General features: G+C 69.1%; 16 protein-coding genes and 1 pseudogene. 11 read left to right on the top strand and 6 right to left on the bottom strand.

Translation table 11 applies throughout. From position 1 onward, the window contains the following. Positions 1–18 precede the first annotated feature (18 nt). The gene (locus AQJ91_RS08770; protein WP_234381936.1) at positions 19–1167 is read left to right on the top strand and encodes a restriction endonuclease; all 1149 of its coding nucleotides are present in this window, start codon (positions 19–21) and stop codon (positions 1165–1167) included. A 189-nt stretch (positions 1168–1356) separates the two neighbouring features. Here AQJ91_RS08770 and AQJ91_RS08765 read toward each other — a convergent pair whose 3' ends face one another. The 3 genes from AQJ91_RS08765 to AQJ91_RS08755 form a co-directional block, all read right to left on the bottom strand. Beyond that, complete coding sequence (locus AQJ91_RS08765) at positions 1357–2388, bottom strand: alanine racemase (RefSeq protein WP_067018191.1); 1032 nt, start codon at positions 2386–2388, stop codon at positions 1357–1359. Between the two features lie 83 nt (positions 2389–2471). Continuing rightward, positions 2472–3593: a peptidoglycan bridge formation glycyltransferase FemX gene (femX, locus tag AQJ91_RS08760; RefSeq protein WP_067018190.1), complete on the bottom strand. Its 1122-nt coding sequence runs from the start codon at positions 3591–3593 to the stop codon at positions 2472–2474. 192 nt (positions 3594–3785) lie between these two features. Continuing rightward, entirely contained in the window at positions 3786–4100 is a 315-nt protein-coding gene (locus AQJ91_RS08755; RefSeq protein ID WP_067018188.1) for a hypothetical protein, read from the bottom strand. A gap of 263 nt (positions 4101–4363) precedes the next feature. Between AQJ91_RS08755 and rpsF the strand changes: the two genes are divergently transcribed. From rpsF to rplI, 4 genes are all read left to right on the top strand, one after another. Continuing rightward, entirely contained in the window at positions 4364–4654 is a 291-nt protein-coding gene (gene rpsF, locus AQJ91_RS08750) for a 30S ribosomal protein S6 (RefSeq protein WP_005482942.1), read from the top strand. 78 nt (positions 4655–4732) lie between these two features. Further along, entirely contained in the window at positions 4733–5338 is a 606-nt protein-coding gene (locus AQJ91_RS08745; protein WP_067018186.1) for a single-stranded DNA-binding protein, read from the top strand. A gap of 56 nt (positions 5339–5394) precedes the next feature. Further along, positions 5395–5631, top strand: a complete 237-nt coding sequence (rpsR, locus tag AQJ91_RS08740; protein ID WP_003949403.1) for a 30S ribosomal protein S18 — start codon at positions 5395–5397, stop codon at positions 5629–5631. Positions 5632–5649: 18 nt separating this feature from the next. After that, positions 5650–6096, top strand: coding sequence for a 50S ribosomal protein L9 (rplI, locus tag AQJ91_RS08735; protein ID WP_067018185.1), 447 nt, complete (start codon positions 5650–5652; stop codon positions 6094–6096). Between the two features lie 112 nt (positions 6097–6208). On the opposite strand, the gene AQJ91_RS08730 is transcribed toward rplI, so the two are convergent. Continuing rightward, on the bottom strand, positions 6209–7546 hold the full coding sequence (locus AQJ91_RS08730; protein ID WP_067018184.1) for an MATE family efflux transporter: 1338 nt from the start codon (positions 7544–7546) through the stop codon (positions 6209–6211). A 459-nt stretch (positions 7547–8005) separates the two neighbouring features. On the opposite strand from AQJ91_RS08730, the gene dnaB reads away from it, so the two are divergent. Together dnaB and AQJ91_RS08720 are read left to right on the top strand one after the other, a co-directional pair. Next, a complete protein-coding gene (gene dnaB, locus AQJ91_RS08725) occupies positions 8006–9484 on the top strand; it encodes a replicative DNA helicase (protein ID WP_067018183.1) in 1479 nt (492 codons plus the stop codon). 61 nt (positions 9485–9545) lie between these two features. After that, positions 9546–10931, top strand: coding sequence for a serine hydrolase domain-containing protein (locus AQJ91_RS08720; protein ID WP_067018182.1), 1386 nt, complete (start codon positions 9546–9548; stop codon positions 10929–10931). Between the two features lie 84 nt (positions 10932–11015). Here the strand turns inward: AQJ91_RS08720 and AQJ91_RS08715 are convergent, their stop codons facing one another. Continuing rightward, positions 11016–11468, bottom strand: coding sequence for a GNAT family N-acetyltransferase (locus tag AQJ91_RS08715; RefSeq protein WP_067018180.1), 453 nt, complete (start codon positions 11466–11468; stop codon positions 11016–11018). A gap of 155 nt (positions 11469–11623) precedes the next feature. Here AQJ91_RS08715 and AQJ91_RS08710 point away from each other — a divergent pair, with 155 nt between their 5' ends. Further along, positions 11624–12835, top strand: a complete 1212-nt coding sequence (locus AQJ91_RS08710) for an MFS transporter (protein WP_067018178.1) — start codon at positions 11624–11626, stop codon at positions 12833–12835. Next, positions 12810–13421, top strand: a pseudogene (locus AQJ91_RS08705) (heme-binding protein). Before AQJ91_RS08710 ends, AQJ91_RS08705 begins: the two are co-directional and overlap by 26 nt. 3 nt (positions 13422–13424) lie before the next feature. On the opposite strand, the gene AQJ91_RS08700 reads toward AQJ91_RS08705, so the two are convergent. Then, positions 13425–14291 (bottom strand): GNAT family N-acetyltransferase, encoded by an 867-nt coding sequence (locus AQJ91_RS08700; RefSeq protein ID WP_067018176.1) that lies wholly within the window; start codon positions 14289–14291, stop codon positions 13425–13427. Positions 14292–14489: 198 nt separating this feature from the next. On the opposite strand from AQJ91_RS08700, the gene AQJ91_RS08695 reads away from it, so the two are divergent. Further along, on the top strand, positions 14490–15122 hold the full coding sequence (locus AQJ91_RS08695) for an HAD family hydrolase (RefSeq protein ID WP_067018174.1): 633 nt from the start codon (positions 14490–14492) through the stop codon (positions 15120–15122). 414 nt (positions 15123–15536) lie between these two features. Beyond that, a complete protein-coding gene (locus tag AQJ91_RS08690) occupies positions 15537–17288 on the top strand; it encodes a globin domain-containing protein (RefSeq protein ID WP_067018719.1) in 1752 nt (583 codons plus the stop codon). The last annotated feature ends 1 nt before the right edge of the window (position 17289 follow it).

The following is a 17289-nucleotide window of genomic DNA, read 5'->3' as shown; positions in this document are numbered from 1 at the left end:
GCTACGGAGGTGATCGCCGTGAGCGAACAACACTGGTCGTCCACCCGGACGACCGAGGAAGACCACACGGGCCGAACGAACGACACCCACCCCAAGGTGTTCGCCCAGTGGAAAGACAGCAAGGAGGCCATCGAAGGCGCACTCCTCGAATCCCCAACGCTGCGGAGCCGGATGGCGCAGCGGACGGAGGTCCTGGAGCGAGTGGGGGAACTACGCTTGTTGCCGGACGGGGTGCATGTGACCAGCGCGATGGTCGCCGAGTACTGCGGAGTGGATGAGACGGCCATCCGGCAGATGGTCGTCGAACACCGCGATGAGCTCGAAACCAACGGCTACCACACAGTGACAGGTATGCGACTGAGTGAGATTAAGTCACTCAGTGGAATTCAGTCCCGCGCTCGCTCCCTCGCCCTGTTCACACGCCGCACCATCCTCAACACTGGGATGCTGCTCCGGGACAGCTACGTCGCACGTCAGGTGCGGTACGAGCTCCTCAACGACGCCCAGGACATCCGCCCACAGCCTGTGGAAAACCTGCCCGCCACGCCGAGCAGGGAGGGGAGCCTGGACGCCCGCATCGTCCGCATCACCGAGCGCACCGTCTCCTCGATCCTGTCCCGGACCGTCGTCCCGATGCAGAACGCGATGATCGAGACCTGCTCGGAACTGCACCGCGACGTGAACCGGCTCCGAGAAGACGTCGACGCCATCAAAGCCACCCTGTACGAGGCCGCGCCCGGCACGTCACGGCCTGAACTGACGAGCCTGATGCCCGCTGTCGACGTGATGAGCTGGAAGCAGTTCGAGCAGCACGTCGCCGAGCTGTGCCGCCGGGACGGCTGCACGGACATCGACGTCACCGGCGGAAAGGGCGACCTGAGCGCGGACGTCATCGCCCTGCTACCGGACGGAAGGCGGCTGGTGATCCAGTGCAAGCGGCAGGCCGCCCACCGAGCCGTCACCACCGCCGACATGCAGCAGTTCATCGGAGCCGCACGGCCGGAACACCGTGCCGACATCGCGCTCTACGCGGTGACCTGCCGGTTCACCAAGAGCGCACTGGCCCTCGCGGCCCGGCACGGCATCACCGTCATGCCGCGTGAACTCTTCGCAGCTTGGAACGCGGGCGCCCGCCTGGACACGCTCCTGCTCAACGCAGCCGCCTGAACACGAGCGCAAGAAAAGGCAGCCGCCTGAACACGAGCGCAAGAAAAGAAGGAGGGGCTTGCCGCAACCCAAATTTGCGGCAAGCCCCTCCGGCTTGGTGAGACCTCGTTGTGCGCACCGACGGACAACAGAGTTACTCAATCTCACTCTGTCCTCGCCGACAGACTCGCTCGAAGCGAGTCTGTCGGCCTACCGATCCACAAGCCGGTCAAACTGCGTCGTCGTATGCCGCAGATGGGCCACCAGCTCCTCGCCGACCTTCGGCTCCGCGGCCTCCGCCGGCACGAACAGGATGGACACCTGCATGTGCGGCGGCTCGGCGAACCAGCGCTGCTTGCCGTCCCAGACGAACGGCGAAAGGTTCCGGTTCACCGTGGCCAGGCCGGCCCGCGCGACGCCCTTGGCGCGCGGCATGACGCCGTGCAGGGCCTTGGGGGCCTCCAGGCCCACCCCGTGCGAGGTTCCGCCCGCCACGACCACCAGGAAGCCGTCGGAGGCCGTCTTCTGCTGCCGGTAGCCGAACCGGTCGCCCTTGGCCACGCGGGTGACGTCCAGGACCGCCCCGCGGTACTCCGTGGCCTCGTGGTCCCCCAGCCACAGCCGGGTGCCGATGCGGGCGCGGAAGCGGGTCTGCGGGAACTGCTGCTGGAGGCGGGCGAGATCCTCGGCCTTGAGGTGGCTGACGAACATCGTGTGCAGGGGCAGCCGGGCCGCGCGCAGGCGGTCCATCCAGCCGATGACCTCCTCGACGGCGTCCGAGCCGTCGGTGCGGTCCAGCGGCAGGTGGATGGCGAAGCCTTCGAGACGGACGTTCTCTATGGCGGCGTGCAGCTGCGGCAGGTCCTGCTCGCTGATGCCGTGCCGCTTCATCGAGGACATCACCTCAATGACGACACGGGCACCCACGAGGCCGTAGACCCCGTCGATCGACGACACCGAGCGGATGACCCGGTCCGGCAGCGGCACGGGCTCCTCGCCGCGCCGGTACGGCGTCAGGACCAGCAGGTCACCGCTGAACCAGTCCTTGATGCGTGCGGCCTCGTACGTGGTGCCGACGGCGAGGACGTCCGAGCCCAGCCGGGTGGCCTCCTCCGCCAGCCGCTCGTGCCCGAACCCGTAGCCGTTGCCCTTGCAGACCGGGACGAGTCCCGGGAACTGCTCCTGCACGTGCTTGTGGTGCGCCCGCCAGCGCGCGGTGTCGACGTAGAGGGTGAGCGCCATGGCCGGACCTGGAACCTTTCTCGTGGCTGCGGTGTATCAGAGGTATGGAAGCTGTCGGAGCTATCGAAGCAAACAGCCGGGGTTCAGCGGCGCGACATGTAGATGTCGAGCGCCTTGTGGAGCAGCTTGTTCAACGGGAAGTCCCACTCGCCGAGGTATTCGGCAGCCTGCCCGCCCGTGCCCACCTTGAACTGGATCAGGCCGAAGAGGTGGTCGGTCTCGTCCAACGAGTCGGAGATGCCGCGCAGGTCGTAGACGGTCGCGCCGAGCGCGTAGGCGTCGCGCAGCATCCGCCACTGCATCGCGTTCGAGGGCCGGACCTCACGGCCGATGTTGTCGGAGGCGCCGTAGGAGTACCAGACGTGCCCGCCGACGATCAGCATGGTCGCCGCCGACAGGTTCACGCCGTTGTGTCGGGCGAAGTACAGCCGCATGCGGTTGGGGTCCTCGGTGTTGAGGGCCGTCCACATGCGCTGGAAGTACGACAGCGGGCGGGGCCGGAAGTGATCGCGCACCGCCGTGATCTCGTACAGCCGCTGCCATTCCTCGAGGTCCTGGTAACCGCCCTGGACGACCTCGACGCCGGCCTTCTCGGCCTTCTTGATATTGCGGCGCCACAGCTGGTTGAAGTTCTTGTGGACCTCTTCCAGGGACCGGTTCGCCAGCGGCACCTGGTAGACGTAGCGGGGCTGTACGTCGCCGAAGCCGGCGCCGCCGTCCTCGCCCTGCTGCCAGCCCATACGGCGCAGCTTGTCGGCGACCTCGAAGGCGCGCGGTTCGATGAAGTCGGCCTCGATGTCGCGCAGGCGCTTCACATCCGGGTTCTGGATGCCAGCCTTGATGGAGGTGGCCTCCCAGCGCCGGATGATCACCGGCGGGCCCATCTTCACCGAGAAGGCGCCCTGGTGCTTCAGGTGCGCGAGCATCGGTTCCAGCCAGTCGGTGAGGTTCGGCGCGAACCAGTTGATGACCGGGCCCTCGGGCAGATAGGCCAGGTAGCGCTTGATCTTGGGCAACTGCCGGTAGAGGACCAGGCCCGCGCCGACGAGCTCGCCGGTCTTCCCGTCGAACCAGCCGAGGCTCTCGGAGCGCCATTCCGCCTTGACGTCTGCCCAGGCCGGAACCTGCATGTGGCTCGCCGCCGGCAGGCTCTGGATGTATGCCAGATGCTGCTCGCGACTGATCGTCCTCAGGGTCAGGCTCATTCGGGGCGCTCCTCGGGCTGGTGTGTCCCCATGGGTACAGGGGCTCCGGCTCTCGCGCCGAAGCCTACTGCGCCTTGCGAGCGCCCCGTCTGGGCATACGGCCCCCTCGCCCCGGCCTGTTGGCCGCCGGGGCGTTCCGAGGTGTTCTACGCGGCGTTCTATTCGGTGGTGTGGCGGGCGGTGTCCGAGGCGTCAGCCGACGACTCCGCCGAAGAGGCCGCCGTGCGCCATGCCGAGGAAGAAGCCGACCGCCGCAGCTCCGAGGCCGAGGATCAGGCCGAAGCGTTCGCGGGTCGTCTCCGACACCCACTGGCCGTAGGCGCCGGTGCCGATGCCCACCAGGCCGGTCCAGGAGCTGAGCAGGTGCAGGTCGTGGAACATCGCCGTGACGAAAGACGTGATGCCCAGCACCAGGGTCACCGCGAGCAGGGTGTCCTGGAGTGGGTGGGGCCTTCCGTCCGTGGCGAAAAGGCCTCCGACGGTGTTGGGTCGCATTGCCTGTGCCATAGGGCACCTCCTGCGGAAGCGGCGCATCGTAGCGCCATACACACCCGATGTGTACAGATTGTGGGCCCTGGCGGCCGGATTTCAACCGGAAGCACGTGTGCGGGTACTGTGTACCGTCTGCACCGGTGTCTGCCCGGGCCAGGTCGGGGAAACCGCGAGGTCACCCCCGATTGTCAGTGGCGGCCGATACCGTTGCGAACGCATCACAACCCTCCTGCCACGGAACGACCGTGGCCGCTGAGTCCAAAGGAGGTGGGTTCCACATGCGTCACTACGAGGTGATGGTCATCCTCGACCCCGATCTGGAGGAGCGCGCTGTCGCCCCCCTGATCGAGAACTTCCTCTCCGTCGTCCGTGAGGGCAACGGCAAGGTCGAGAAGGTCGACACCTGGGGCCGTCGTCGTCTCTCGTACGAGATCAAGAAGAAGCCCGAGGGCATCTACTCGGTCATCGACCTGCAGGCCGAGCCTGCGGTCGTCAAGGAGCTCGACCGCCAGATGAACCTGAACGAGTCGGTCCTCCGGACCAAGGTCCTCCGCCCCGAGACCCACTGAGCTCTTTCGCTCAGCTGATCTCGGGATTCGAGTAGCAGCACCAAGCAGCCAGCAGCAAACCCGCCGAGAGGTTCCCCCATGGCAGGCGAGACCGTCATCACGGTCGTCGGCAATCTTGTCGATGACCCCGAGCTGCGCTTCACCCCTTCCGGTGCGGCGGTCGCGAAGTTCCGTGTCGCGTCCACTCCCCGCACCTTCGACCGTCAGACGAACGAGTGGAAGGACGGCGAGAGCCTGTTCCTGACCTGCTCGGTCTGGCGGCAGGCGGCTGAGAACGTCGCCGAATCGCTCCAGCGAGGCATGCGCGTCATCGTGCAGGGCCGGCTGAAGCAGCGGTCCTACGAGGACCGTGAGGGCGTCAAGCGCACGGTCTACGAGCTGGACGTCGAGGAAGTCGGCGCCAGCCTGCGCAATGCCACGGCCAAGGTCACCAAGACCGCCGGCCGCGGTGGCCAGGGCGGTTACAGCGGCGGCGGCGCTGGCGGCGGCCAGGGTGGCGGCGGCTGGGGCGGTGGCCCCGGCGGCGGTCAGCAGGGCGGCGGCGGTGCTCCCGCCGACGACCCGTGGGCGACCGGCGCTCCCGCCGGTGGCAACCAGGGCGGCGGCGGTGGCGGCGGCTGGGGTGGAAACTCCGGCGGCAGCGGCGGCGGTGGCGGCGGCTACTCGGACGAGCCCCCCTTCTAGGCCTCAGGGCCGAGGTGGGGCGTACCCACACTTCTTGATCACACAGGAGATACACCATGGCGAAGCCGCCTGTGCGCAAGCCGAAGAAGAAGGTCTGCGCTTTCTGCAAGGACAAGGTCACGTACGTGGACTACAAGGACACGAACATGCTGCGGAAGTTCATTTCCGACCGCGGCAAGATCCGTGCCCGCCGCGTGACCGGCAACTGCACGCAGCACCAGCGTGACGTCGCCACGGCCGTCAAGAACAGCCGTGAGATGGCGCTGCTGCCCTACACCTCCACCGCGCGATAAGGGAAGGGTGACCGAAACATGAAGATCATCCTCACCCACGAGGTCTCCGGCCTCGGTGCCGCGGGCGACGTCGTCGACGTCAAGGACGGTTACGCTCGCAACTACCTGATCCCGCGGAACTTTGCGATCCGCTGGACCAAGGGTGGCGAGAAGGACGTCGAGCAGATTCGTCGTGCTCGCAAGATCCACGAGATCCAGACCATCGAGCAGGCCAACGCCGTGAAGGCCCGGCTCGAGGGCGTCAAGGTCCGTCTGGCCGTCCGCTCCGGCGACGCCGGCCGTCTCTTCGGTTCCGTCACCCCGGCTGACATCGCTTCCGCGATCAAGGCTTCCGGTGGCCCCGAGGTCGACAAGCGCCGCATCGAGCTCGGCGCGCCGATCAAGACGCTGGGCGCCCACGAGACGTCCGTGCGTCTGCACCCCGAGGTTGCCGCCAAGGTCAACATCGAGGTCGTCGCGGCCTGAGTGCTGCGCTCGCTTGAGCAGTGAAGGGGCCGCACCTTCGGGTGCGGCCCCTTTCGCTGTCCGCGGAGGGCAGAGCTGTTTCACGTGAAACAGCGTGTTTCACGTGAAACGGTCAGCGCGTCGCGCCCGTGACGATCCAGCGGCCCGAGCGGGTGCGCAGCCAGAGCGTCAGCATCCGGACCGTCATCATCAGCGTCATCGCTCCCCAGAGCGCGGTGAGACCACCGCCGAATAGGGGGACGAGCAGCGCCACCGGAGCGAAGACCGCCAGGGTGAGCACCATGGCCCAGGCGAGATACGGCCCGTCGCCCGCTCCCATGAGGACTCCGTCCAGGATGAAGACCACGCCGCAGATCGGCTGGGAGAGCGCCACCACGAGAAGGGCGGGCAGGGCGGCATCCTTGACGACCGAGTCGCTGGTGAACAGCGGCAGGAAGACCGGCCGGGCGATCACCACGAGCAGAGCGAGGACGACGCCGGCCGCGATGCCCCACTCCACCATCCGGCGGCAGACGGCACGCGCGCCCTGGGCATCACCGGCACCGAGATAGCGCCCGATGATGGCCTGCCCGGCGATGGCGAGGGCATCGAGGGCGAAGGACAGCAGGTTCCACAGGGACAGGGCGATCTGGTGCGCCGCGATGTCGGCGTCCCCGAGACTGGCGGCGACAGCGGTGGCGATCATCAGGATCGCTCGCAGCGACAGCGTCCGTACCAGCAGGGGCACACCGGCTTGTGCGGAGGCCCTGACGCCTGCCGCGTCGGGGCGCAGGGAGGCGTGGTGCTTGCGGGCGCCGCGGACGACCACGACCAGATAGACCGTGGCCATCCCGCACTGGGCGATGACGGTGCCCCAGGCGGAGCCAGCGATGCCGAGGCCGGCGCCGTAGACAAGGCCAACGTTGAGGGCGGCGTTGGCGACGAAGCCCGCGACGGCGACATAGAGCGGTGTCCTGGTGTCCTGCAGTCCGCGCAGCACACCGGTCGCAGCGAGCACGACGAGCATGGCCGGGATGCCGAGGACCGAGATCCGCAGATAGGTGGTCGCGTACGGGGCCGCGGTGTCCGAAGCGCCGAAGAGTTCCACGAGGAACGGCGCCGTGGGCAGGGTGATCGCGACGACGGCGGCGCCGAGGAGGAGCGCGAGCCAGATGCCGTCCACGCCCTGGCGGATGGCGGCCCGGAGATCGCCGGCGCCGACGCGTCGGGCGACGGCCGCCGTGGTGGCGTAGGCGAGGAAGACGAAGATGCTCACGGCGGTCATGAGGAGGGCCGAGGCGATTCCGAGTCCGGCGAGTTGCGCTGTGCCGAGATGGCCGACGATCGCGCTGTCGGCCATGACGAAGAGGGGCTCGGCGACGAGTGCGCCGAAGGCCGGGACGGCCAGCGAGATGATCTCTCGATCGTGCTGACGCCGGGCGGCCCTGGGGGTCGCGGGAGCCTGTGTCATGTGCACTAATCTAATCGTCCACAGGTAAGAGATGCAATGCGTTACTGACCCTTACTTGGCGTCTGGTGGCGTGTGGTCTCGTGTACCGTTCGAAGCGATCTTGGCCTGACTGGGAAAGTTTTTCTCCTGCACAGCCGGTGGACGGGAAAGGTGCAGCTCAGGATGGTTCTCTCGGGAGGGATGGGGGCTTGTTCACAGGCCTGTCCACCGGGTCGTGCACAGGTTTTGCGGAGTTCTCCACAGCATCCGGGCCGTCGTCCACATGGCCTGTGGATAACCAGATTGGCTGACGGTGCCGACGGGCCTACCGTGGTCCGGCGCCCGCTCCGTCCGTCGGCTGGGAAACCAGCACAAAACCGGCGAGCCAGAACCGGAGTTGGGCGTCTCAGTTGTCAGTGGCGTGCCGTAGAAATGAGGGGCACGGCGAGGTCCGCTCTGCGGACGGGAGGAGGTGGCTCGGTGAGCATTTCCGAGCCCTTGGACGATCCCTGGGCCGACAGTGGTCCCAGTGACCGTCTGCCCGCCTCCCGCGGCCGCGGCAACGGAGGCCGGGGCCGCGACGAACAGCATGACCGAGGCCGGGACACCGGCGAGTGGGACGGCGGGGGCACGGCCTTCGAGCGGGTACCACCGCAGGACCTCGACGCCGAGCAGTCGGTCCTCGGCGGCATGCTCCTGTCGAAGGACGCCATCGCCGACGTCGTCGAGGTCCTCAAGGGCCACGACTTCTACAAGCCGGCGCACGAGACGATCTACCAGGCGATCCTCGACGTCTACGCCAAGGGCGAGCCGGCCGACCCCATCACGATCGCCGCCGAGCTCACCAAGCGCGGCGAGATCAACAAGGTCGGCGGCGCATCCTATCTGCACACGCTCGTGCAGACGGTGCCCACGGCGGCGAACGCCGAGTACTACGCGGAGATCGTCCATGAGCGGGCGGTCCTGCGCCGGCTGGTCGAGGCCGGCACCCGCATCACGCAGATGGGATACGCGGCCGACGACGACGTCGACGAGATCGTCAACCGCGCCCAGGCGGAGATCTACGCGGTCACCGAGCAGCGCACCAGCGAGGACTATCTGCCGCTCGGCGACATCATGGAGGGCGCCCTCGACGAGATCGAGGCGATCGGCTCCCGCAGCGGCGAGATGACCGGCGTGCCCACCGGCTTCACGGACCTCGACTCGCTCACCAACGGCCTGCACCCGGGCCAGATGATCGTCATCGCGGCCCGCCCCGCCATGGGTAAGTCCACGCTCGCGCTGGACTTCGCGCGCGCGGCATCGATCAAGCACAACCTGGCCAGCGTCATCTTCTCCCTCGAAATGGGCCGCAACGAGATCGCGATGCGTCTGCTGTCCGCCGAGGCCCGCGTGGCCCTGCACCACATGCGTTCCGGCACGATGACGGACGAGGACTGGACGCGGCTGGCACGCCGAATGCCCGAGGTCTCGGCCGCGCCGCTCTACATCGACGACTCCCCGAACCTGTCGATGATGGAGATCCGCGCGAAGTGCCGCCGGCTGAAGCAGCGCAACGACATCAAGCTCGTGATCATCGACTATCTGCAGCTGATGCAGGCCGGTGGTTCGAAGCGTTCCGAGAGCCGTCAGCAGGAGGTCTCGGACATGTCCCGTAACCTCAAGCTGCTGGCCAAGGAGCTGGAGGTGCCGGTGATCGCGCTCTCGCAGCTCAACCGTGGTCCCGAGCAGCGCACCGACAAGAAGCCGATGGTGTCCGACCTGCGTGAGTCCGGCTCCATCGAGCAGGACGCCGACATGGTGATCCTGCTGCACCGTGAGGACGCCTACGAGAAGGAGTCGCCGCGCGCGGGCGAGGCGGACATCATCGTGGGCAAGCACCGTAACGGCCCGACGGCCACGATCACGGTCGCCTTCCAGGGCCACTACTCGCGGTTCGTGGACATGGCGCAGACCTGACGCACCGCACCCAGGGGATATGCGCTCGACTCCCGTGCACCCGGCGGGGTGGACTGGGGGCATGACGACATCTCAGGAAGAGCTGCTTCCCGGTACGCGCCGGGCGTTGCTGCACCGGATCGCCGTGGCCCAGGCCGAAGGACGTGCACCGTCGCTGGTCGCGGCGGTCGTACGGGACGGCCATACCGTGTGGCACGGCTCGCGGACCTCGGTGGACGGGCACGGGCCGGACGAGAACGTGCAGTACCGGATCGGCTCGATCACCAAGACCTTCACCGCCGTTCTGGTGCTGCGGCTGCGCGACGAGGGGCTGCTCGACCTGGGCGACCCGCTGGAGAAGCACCTGCCGGGCACCGGCGCGGGGGAGGCCACTGTCGCCGAACTCCTGGCCCACACCGGTGGGTTGGCCGCCGAGTCGCCGGGACCCTGGTGGGAGCGGACGCCGGGGTCGCTGCGGCCCGAGCTCTCCGACGTACTGGGTGAGCAGCCCCTCCTGCATCCGGTCGGCCGCCGCTTCCACTACTCCAACCCCGGCTACACCCTGCTGGGCGCCCTGGTGGAGAAGCTGCGCGGGGCTCCGTGGGAGGACGTACTGCGGCGTGAAGTGCTCGAACCCCTGGGCCTCGACCACACGAGCGCACGACCGTGGGCGCCGCACGCGGGTGGCTGGGCGGTGCACCCCTGGGCCGATGTGATGCTGCCCGAACCTGTCGAGGACCTCGGGCGGATGGCCCCGGCCGGTCAACTCTGGTCCACGACCGCCGACTTGGCGCGGTTCGCGGTGTTCCTGGCCAAGGGGGACGACCGGGTGCTGAGCGAGGAGACCGTACGGGAGATGAGGACGCCCGCCGCACCGGCCGAGGCGGCGGATGTCGCGGACGGCGCCGCGTACGGTTTCGGGCTGCAGATCCAGCAGCGGCATGGGCGGCTGCTCGCCGGGCACTCGGGTTCGCTGCCGGGCTTCGTGGCGGGCCTCACGTTCAGCGTGGCGGACGACGTCGCGGCGGTGGTGCTGGCCAACTGCACGTCCGGTCCGGCGGCGTTCACGATCGCCGCCGATCTCGTGCGCATTGTCGCCGACGCCGAGCCGCGGATTCCCGAGCCGTGGCGGCCGATGCCCGAAGTCGATCCGGCCGTACTGGAGTTGGTGGGGCAGTGGTACTGGGGTACGCACGCCTTCGCCCTGCGGCTGACCGCCGACGGTCTGGCCTCGCTGGGTCCGCTGTCCGGGAGCGGCCGCCGCTCACGGTTCCGCGCCAACGGTGACGGCACCTGGACGGGCCTGGAGGGCTATTACGCCGGAGAGCTCCTGAAGGTCGTACGGCGACCGGACGGGTCCGTCGACCACCTGAACCTCGGGTCGTTCGTGTTCACGCGTCAGCCGTACGACGAGGGCGCTTCCGTGCCGGGTGGAGTGGGTTCGGACGGGTGGCGAGGGATCGGTTAGCGGTCGTTGCCCAGGTGAGCCGCCGCGCGCCCGTCCGCGTGAATGAGGCGCCGTGTTTCACGTGAAACACGGCGCCTCACCGCGTTACAGGGAGAGCTTGAAGCCCACGTGTGAGGCCGTGAAGCCGAGCCGCTCGTAGAAGCGGTGGGCGTCCGTGCGGGTGTTGTCGGACGTCAGCTGGACCAACTGGCAGTCCTGGCGCCGGGATTCGTCGATCGCCCACTCGATGAGCCGTGTCCCCAGCCCGCTGCCCCGCTCGTCGGTGTGGACGCGGACGCCTTCGACGATCGAGCGGACCGCGCCCTTGCGGGACAGGCCGGGAATGATCGCGAGCTGCAGGGTTCCGACCACGCGCCCCTCCCGGACGGCCACGACCAGGTGCTGGTTCGGGTCGCGACTCAGGCGCCTCAGCGCCGCAAGGTAGGGGGTCAGGTCGTCGGGGGACTCGCGCTGGGCGCCCAGCGGGTCGTCGGCGAGCATCGCGACGATCGCGGAGACGTCCTCCGTGGTGGCGGGCCGTATTTCAAGATCTCCCATGGTCGCAGCCTATGCGGGCGTGGGCCGAGGGGGGTGCGTGGAGCGACGTCATAGGTCCCGCTGCAATAGCGGTCGGTTGAAACTATAGAGCGTCTGCAAGTATTGTCATCGCATCTAAAGAGCTCTTGCAATCGTTTGGGAAGGTGTACCCCCTCATGCCTCTCGCGCTTCTGGCCCTCGCGATCGGGGCCTTCGGAATCGGCACGACCGAGTTCGTGATCATGGGCTTGCTGCCCGAGGTCGCGAGCGACTACGGGGTCTCCATCCCCACCGCCGGCCTGCTGGTGACCGGCTACGCGCTCGGCGTGGTGATCGGCGCTCCGCTGATGACCGTGCTCGGCACCCGGATCTCCCGCAAGCGGATGCTGATGCTGCTGATGGGGCTGTTCATCGCCGGCAACCTGCTGTCCGCCGTCGCGCCCGTCTTCGCCGTCATGCTGATCGGCCGCGTGGTCGCCTCGCTCGCTCACGGCGCCTTCTTCGGCATCGGTTCGGTCGTCGCGGCCGACCTGGTCGCCCCGGACAGAAAGGCCGGAGCCATCGCGATGATGTTCACCGGCCTGACCGTCGCCAACGTCGTCGGTGTTCCGCTGGGCACGCTCGTCGGGCAGTCCGTCGGCTGGCGTGTCACCTTCGGCATCGTCGCCGCCCTCGGCGTCGTCGGCCTGGCCGGCATCGCCAGGCTCGTCCCCGACATGCCCAGGGCCGAGGGCGTCCGCCTGCGCCACGAGCTGGCCGCCTTCAGGAACGTCCAGGTGCTGCTCGCGATGGCGATGACGGTCCTCGGTTTCGGCGGCGTCTTCGCGGCCATCACCTACATCGCGCCGATGATGACCCAGGTCGCCGGCTTCGCCGACGGCTCTGTCACCTGGCTGCTGGTCCTCTTCGGCCTCGGCATGGTCGGCGGCAACCTGATCGGCGGCAGGTTCGCCGACCGCGCGCTGATGCCCATGCTCTACGTCTCCCTGGGCGCCCTCGCTGTCGTGCTCGCGCTCTTCACGCTCACCGCGCACCACAAGGTCCTCGCGGCCGTCACCATCGCGCTCATCGGAGCCCTGGGCTTCGCCACCGTCCCGCCGCTGCAGAAGCGCGTCCTGGACCAGGCGCACGGCGCCCCGACACTGGCCTCGGCCGTGAACATCGGCGCCTTCAACCTGGGCAACGCCCTCTCCGCCTGGCTCGGCGGCCTCGTCATCGCGGCCGGTCTCGGCTACACCGCGCCCAACTGGGTCGGCGCCGCCCTCGCCGCGGCCGCCCTGCTGCTCGCCCTCCTCTCGGCCGCCCTGGAGCGCCGGGACAGCCCACCCAGCGCCGTCGTGGCGGGGGCCCTACCCGCCGAGCATGCGACGACCGCCGCCCACCACTGAACCGCCCTGGGCGCGGGGCCAGGGCCGTCCCCGCGCTTCCGGACCAGTGGCACACCGCCCCGGCACCACCCACAAGGAGACACCCCTCATGAGCGCCATCACCACCGCCGTCGTCACTCTGGCCATCCAGGACGCCGAGGTCCTCGTCGCCGCCGCCCGCCACGCAGCCGAGGCCGCCGGGGTCACGGTCAGCGTCACCGTCCTGGACGCCGGTGGCCATCTGCTCGCCTCCGGCGTGACGACCGGGCCGTGCTGATCTCGGGAGAGACCAGCACCCGCAAGGCGTACACGGCGCCTCAGCTGAGCACGCCCACCGCCGACCTCGTCGACGCCGTGCAGCCCCGGCGGCCTCTTCCACACGCTGCCGACCACGCTCGACCGGCCGCTGCTCTTCATCGCCGGCGGCGTGCCGATCCACCGTGACGGCCGGCTGATCGGCGCGATCGGAGTCGGCGGAGGCGCACCGGGGCAGGACCACGGCTTCGCCACGGCCGCCGTGGGGGGCATTCGCCTGACGGAGTGTGCCCTTCGGCCAGAACGCCGGTTCCCGACAACCTCGGGAACCGGCGTCGCCGTCTGCCGATGAGCCTCAGCCCGCCGCCACCGTCACCGGCGCGAACCGCCGGGTCCAGTCGCCGGGCAGTTCCGAGATCCCGTACGTCATCACCGAGTTGAAGGCGACGCAGGCCAGGCCGTGCTCCTTCGCCCAGGCCAGCAGCTCCTCGTGCCGTACGTCGATGTCGGTGCGCAGCGGGCGGTCGGTGTGGGCGGCGAGAGAGGCGATGAGCGCCTTGGCCGTCTCCGTGTCGCGGGCGATCAGCGGGCCCACGACATGTGTGTCCATGTTGGGCCAGGCGGCCGCGTAGCCGACGATCCGGCCGTTCTCCTCGGCGACGCGCAGCCGGTCGGCGAAGGCGGGCAGCCGCGTGATGATGTGCGTGCGATCGGTGCCGAACACCTCCTCGTCCAGCCGGAGGATCGCGGTGAGGTCCTCGGCGGTGGCCGCACGCGTGGCGACCCCGGGCTGCGGACCGAGGGGCGTGAAGTGCCCGCGCAGCATCTCGGCCCGCCCGGTGACCTTGAAGCCGAGCTCCTCGTAGAGAGGGCGGCCGTACGGCGTCGCGTGCAGCGTCAGCGGGGTAGGGCCCATTGCCGAGACGACGTGTCGCATCAGGCGGCGTCCGATGCCCTGGCGGGCATGCCGCTCGGCGACCAGCACCATGCCGATGGCGCCCAGATCGGGGTGGTCCCGCGGTCCGTACTCGGTGATGACGCAGGCGCTGACCAGGCCGCCGTCAGGGTCGTCGATGCCGTAGCCCTTCCCGGCCGTGAGGAGGAAACCCCACTTGTGCTCTTCACGGGGCCAGCCCCGGTCCTCGGACAGGTCGGCGCAGGCGTGGAGATCGCGGAGCGTCAGACGGCGGATGGGCAGAGAGGCGTGGGAAGGAGTCGGCACGCAGGTCAGGCTGTCTGACAACAGCCCTGGCCGTCCAGCCTTTTCGGGGGAGACGTACGAGCTTTTGGCCATGTCATGGCCAACCGCACGGCGAGGAGACGGATGCCGGGTGTTTCACGTGAAACATGGGCGAACGGCGAGCGTCCCTCAGTCTCCGCGCAGGGGGAGCCAACGTACGCCCCACTAGCCTCAGGGCTCATGGCGAGACTTCACCTCCTCGACCTCGACGGCAGATTGCTGCTCGGCACGTCCGCGCCCGTGGAGATCTCACGGCAGCTCGGACTGGAGGCCGAGACGGTGGCACTCGACCGGGAGATCTCGGCGGGGCTGATCGGGCCGCCGGAGTATGCGACGCGGGTGCACGCGCTGTGGGCGGAGCTGACCGAGGCGCATGTGGCAGCCGCATTCGAGGGCGCTCCGTGGCTGGCCCGTATCCACAAGGTCTGGGCGGAGATCAGGGACCGGGGCGACTACTGCGCCGTCGTGTCGCTCTCGCCGTCCTTCTTCGTCGAACGGCTCACCGGCTGGGACGCACATGCGGCGTACGGGTCACGCTTCCCCGCCGTGCCGTTCACGCAGCCCGTCGACCCGGCCGGGGTCCTCAGCGCCGCGGCCAAGGTCCGGATCGCCGATCAGCTGTGCGCGGGGTTCGGGGTGCCCCGGGCCGACTGCGTTGCCTACGGCGACTCGTCGTCGGACACGGACCTGTTCGGGGCGGTGCCGGTTTCCGTCGCGGTCAACGCGGACCGTTATCTGTCCGGTCTCGCGACGCATTCCTACATGGGTGGAGATCTGTGGGAAGCCTATGTATTGGTGCGCCACGCCCGGTAATCGAGGGAATTCACGGTTCGCCCCTTGCTCAATTCGTGAGGGCGCATGGGGGGACTTGTGATCGGGCCGACGGCCGGTATGGTCGACTCCGGTTCGTATCCACTCTGTGATGCAGAGACCTGGTACGGACCGAGAGCAAGGCAATGAAGCCTAACGGGACGGAGAGATCGAAGACCCGCATTTCCGGTTATGCGGCCAGGGCGTCCCAACGCGATGGGATGCTGCGGTGAGAGTACTGCGGCCAATGTCACACTCTCGCCTTACTTGTCCGTACCGAGCACGAATACGGGTTGAATGTGGCCGCATTGGTCGCAGCACCGAACGGGGACAGCAAGCCGTCTGCGGGGGAAGCAGGCACCTTCCGACCGAGGAAGTGCGCAGACCGACCGAAAGATGTTCGAGGCGAGGCACACCATGGACGCTCCGACCACCACGTCGGCCGACAACGGCACTTCCGGCGGCGGGGGCGGCTGGTTCACGCCGCGCAAGCAGCCGGCGACCAACCCGGGCGGCGAGCAGGAGCCGGCCGAGGGCTACCGCCTGGCCGCCATGCGCCCGGTGGGCAGGACCACGACGGGCGAGGCCACGCCCCCGTCGGCCCGGCACAGCGCACCACCCACACCGGGCCCGCCCACCGGCGACACCTCGCACCCCGCGGACGACGACGCGACGGCCCGGGAGCGACAGACCCCGCCCGGGACATCGACGCCGGGCCCCTCTCCGGCCGACGGGCTGCCCCCGATATCGCCCCCCGCGCCTCCCACCTCGGCTGAAGCGCGGCCCCCGATACCGACGCCCCAGCCCGTTCCGGCCGGAGGCCCGCCCGCCGAGTTCGCCCCTACCCAGGCGCGGCACCCGACACCGGCATCTGCCCCGGCCCACGCCCAGCCCCCGACAGCTCCGCCCGTCGAGACGCGGCCCCACACACCGCCCCCCGCGCCCACCCGCACCGAGGCCCCGCCCACGCTGTCGCCCCACGCACCCGCACCCACCGCAGGACCCCCCACCCCGCAGCGCGTCCCCGCCCAGCGCCCCGTCCCGGCCCGCGAAGCCTCCCCGGACGCCGTCCTCATCCGGCGGACGATGACCGAGATCGGCCCCGTCGCCGACAAGGTCACCTCGTACTTCTACGCGCTGCTCTTCGTCCGCCACCCCGATCTGCGCTCCCTGTTCCCGGCCGCGATGGACACCCAGCGGGACCGGCTGCTCAAGGCGCTGCTCACCGCGGCCGAGCACATCGACAACACCCCCGTCCTCGTCGAGTACCTGCAGAACCTCGGCCGCGGCCACCGCAAGTACGGCACCCGAGCCGAGCACTACCCGGCCGTCGGCGAGTGCCTGATCGGCGCGCTGAGCAAGTACGCCGCCGGTATCTGGAACCCGGAGCTGGAGGCGGCCTGGGTCCGGGCGTACACGACGATCTCGCAGGTGATGATCGACGCGGCGGCCGCGGACGAACTGCGCGCCCCCGCCTGGTGGTACGCGGAGGTCGTCTCGCACGACCTCAGAACCTCGGACGTCGCGGTTGTCACCGTCCGTCCCGACCAGCCCTACCCCTTCCTCGCCGGGCAGTACACGAGCCTGGAGACGCCCTGGTGGCCGCGGATCTGGCGGCACTACTCCTTCGCCTCGGCACCCCGCCCCGACGGTCTGCTGACGTTCCATGTGAAGGCCGTGCCCGCCGGCTGGGTCTCGAACGCCCTGGTGCACCGCGCCCGCCCCGGCGACATCATCCGGCTCGGTCCGCCCGGCGGTTCGATGACCGTGGACCACACCACCGACAGCGGACTGCTCTGTCTGGGTGGCGGCACCGGCATAGCGCCCATCAAGGCACTGGTCGAGGATGTCGCCGAGCACGGCCAGCGGCGGCCGGTCGAGGTGTTCTACGGTGCCCGCACCAACCAGGACCTGTACGACATCGACACGATGCTCAGGCTCCAGCAGCTCCACCCCTGGCTGGAGGTCCGCCCGGTGGTGGACCGGCACGGGCTGCTCCAGCTCCCCGACGCCATCCGCGAGTACGGGCCCTGGAACGAGTACGACGCCTATGTCTCGGGCCCGCCCGGCATGATCCGCAGCGGTGTGGACGCCCTGAGGAACAGCGGCATCCCCGCGGAGCGCATACGCCACGACTCGGTGGAGGAGCTCGTCGTCATCGGCGACTGAG

The sequence above is a fragment of the Streptomyces dysideae genome (genome assembly GCF_001514305.1).
GTDB classification, from domain to species: Bacteria; Actinomycetota; Actinomycetes; order Streptomycetales; family Streptomycetaceae; genus Streptomyces; species Streptomyces dysideae.
This window is presented reverse-complemented; position numbering and strand designations above follow the sequence as displayed.

Excerpts from the sequence above, each read along its gene's own strand:
- rplI (WP_067018185.1), top strand. The coding sequence starts at position 5,650 with ATGAAGATCATCCTCACCCACGAGGTCTCCGGCCTCGGTGCCGCGGGC.
- AQJ91_RS08765 (WP_067018191.1), bottom strand. The coding sequence starts at position 2,388 with ATGGCGCTCACCCTCTACGTCGACACCGCGCGCTGGCGGGCGCACCAC.
- AQJ91_RS08710 (WP_067018178.1), top strand. The coding sequence starts at position 11,624 with ATGCCTCTCGCGCTTCTGGCCCTCGCGATCGGGGCCTTCGGAATCGGC.
- AQJ91_RS08755 (WP_067018188.1), bottom strand. The coding sequence starts at position 4,100 with ATGGCACAGGCAATGCGACCCAACACCGTCGGAGGCCTTTTCGCCACG.
- femX (WP_067018190.1), bottom strand. The coding sequence starts at position 3,593 with ATGAGCCTGACCCTGAGGACGATCAGTCGCGAGCAGCATCTGGCATAC.
- AQJ91_RS08745 (WP_067018186.1), top strand. The coding sequence starts at position 4,733 with ATGGCAGGCGAGACCGTCATCACGGTCGTCGGCAATCTTGTCGATGAC.
- AQJ91_RS08720 (WP_067018182.1), top strand. The coding sequence starts at position 9,546 with ATGACGACATCTCAGGAAGAGCTGCTTCCCGGTACGCGCCGGGCGTTG.
- AQJ91_RS08715 (WP_067018180.1), bottom strand. The coding sequence starts at position 11,468 with ATGGGAGATCTTGAAATACGGCCCGCCACCACGGAGGACGTCTCCGCG.
- AQJ91_RS08730 (WP_067018184.1), bottom strand. The coding sequence starts at position 7,546 with ATGACACAGGCTCCCGCGACCCCCAGGGCCGCCCGGCGTCAGCACGAT.
- AQJ91_RS08690 (WP_067018719.1), top strand. The coding sequence starts at position 15,537 with ATGGACGCTCCGACCACCACGTCGGCCGACAACGGCACTTCCGGCGGC.
- rpsR (WP_003949403.1), top strand. The coding sequence starts at position 5,395 with ATGGCGAAGCCGCCTGTGCGCAAGCCGAAGAAGAAGGTCTGCGCTTTC.
- AQJ91_RS08695 (WP_067018174.1), top strand. The coding sequence starts at position 14,490 with ATGGCGAGACTTCACCTCCTCGACCTCGACGGCAGATTGCTGCTCGGC.
- rpsF (WP_005482942.1), top strand. The coding sequence starts at position 4,364 with ATGCGTCACTACGAGGTGATGGTCATCCTCGACCCCGATCTGGAGGAG.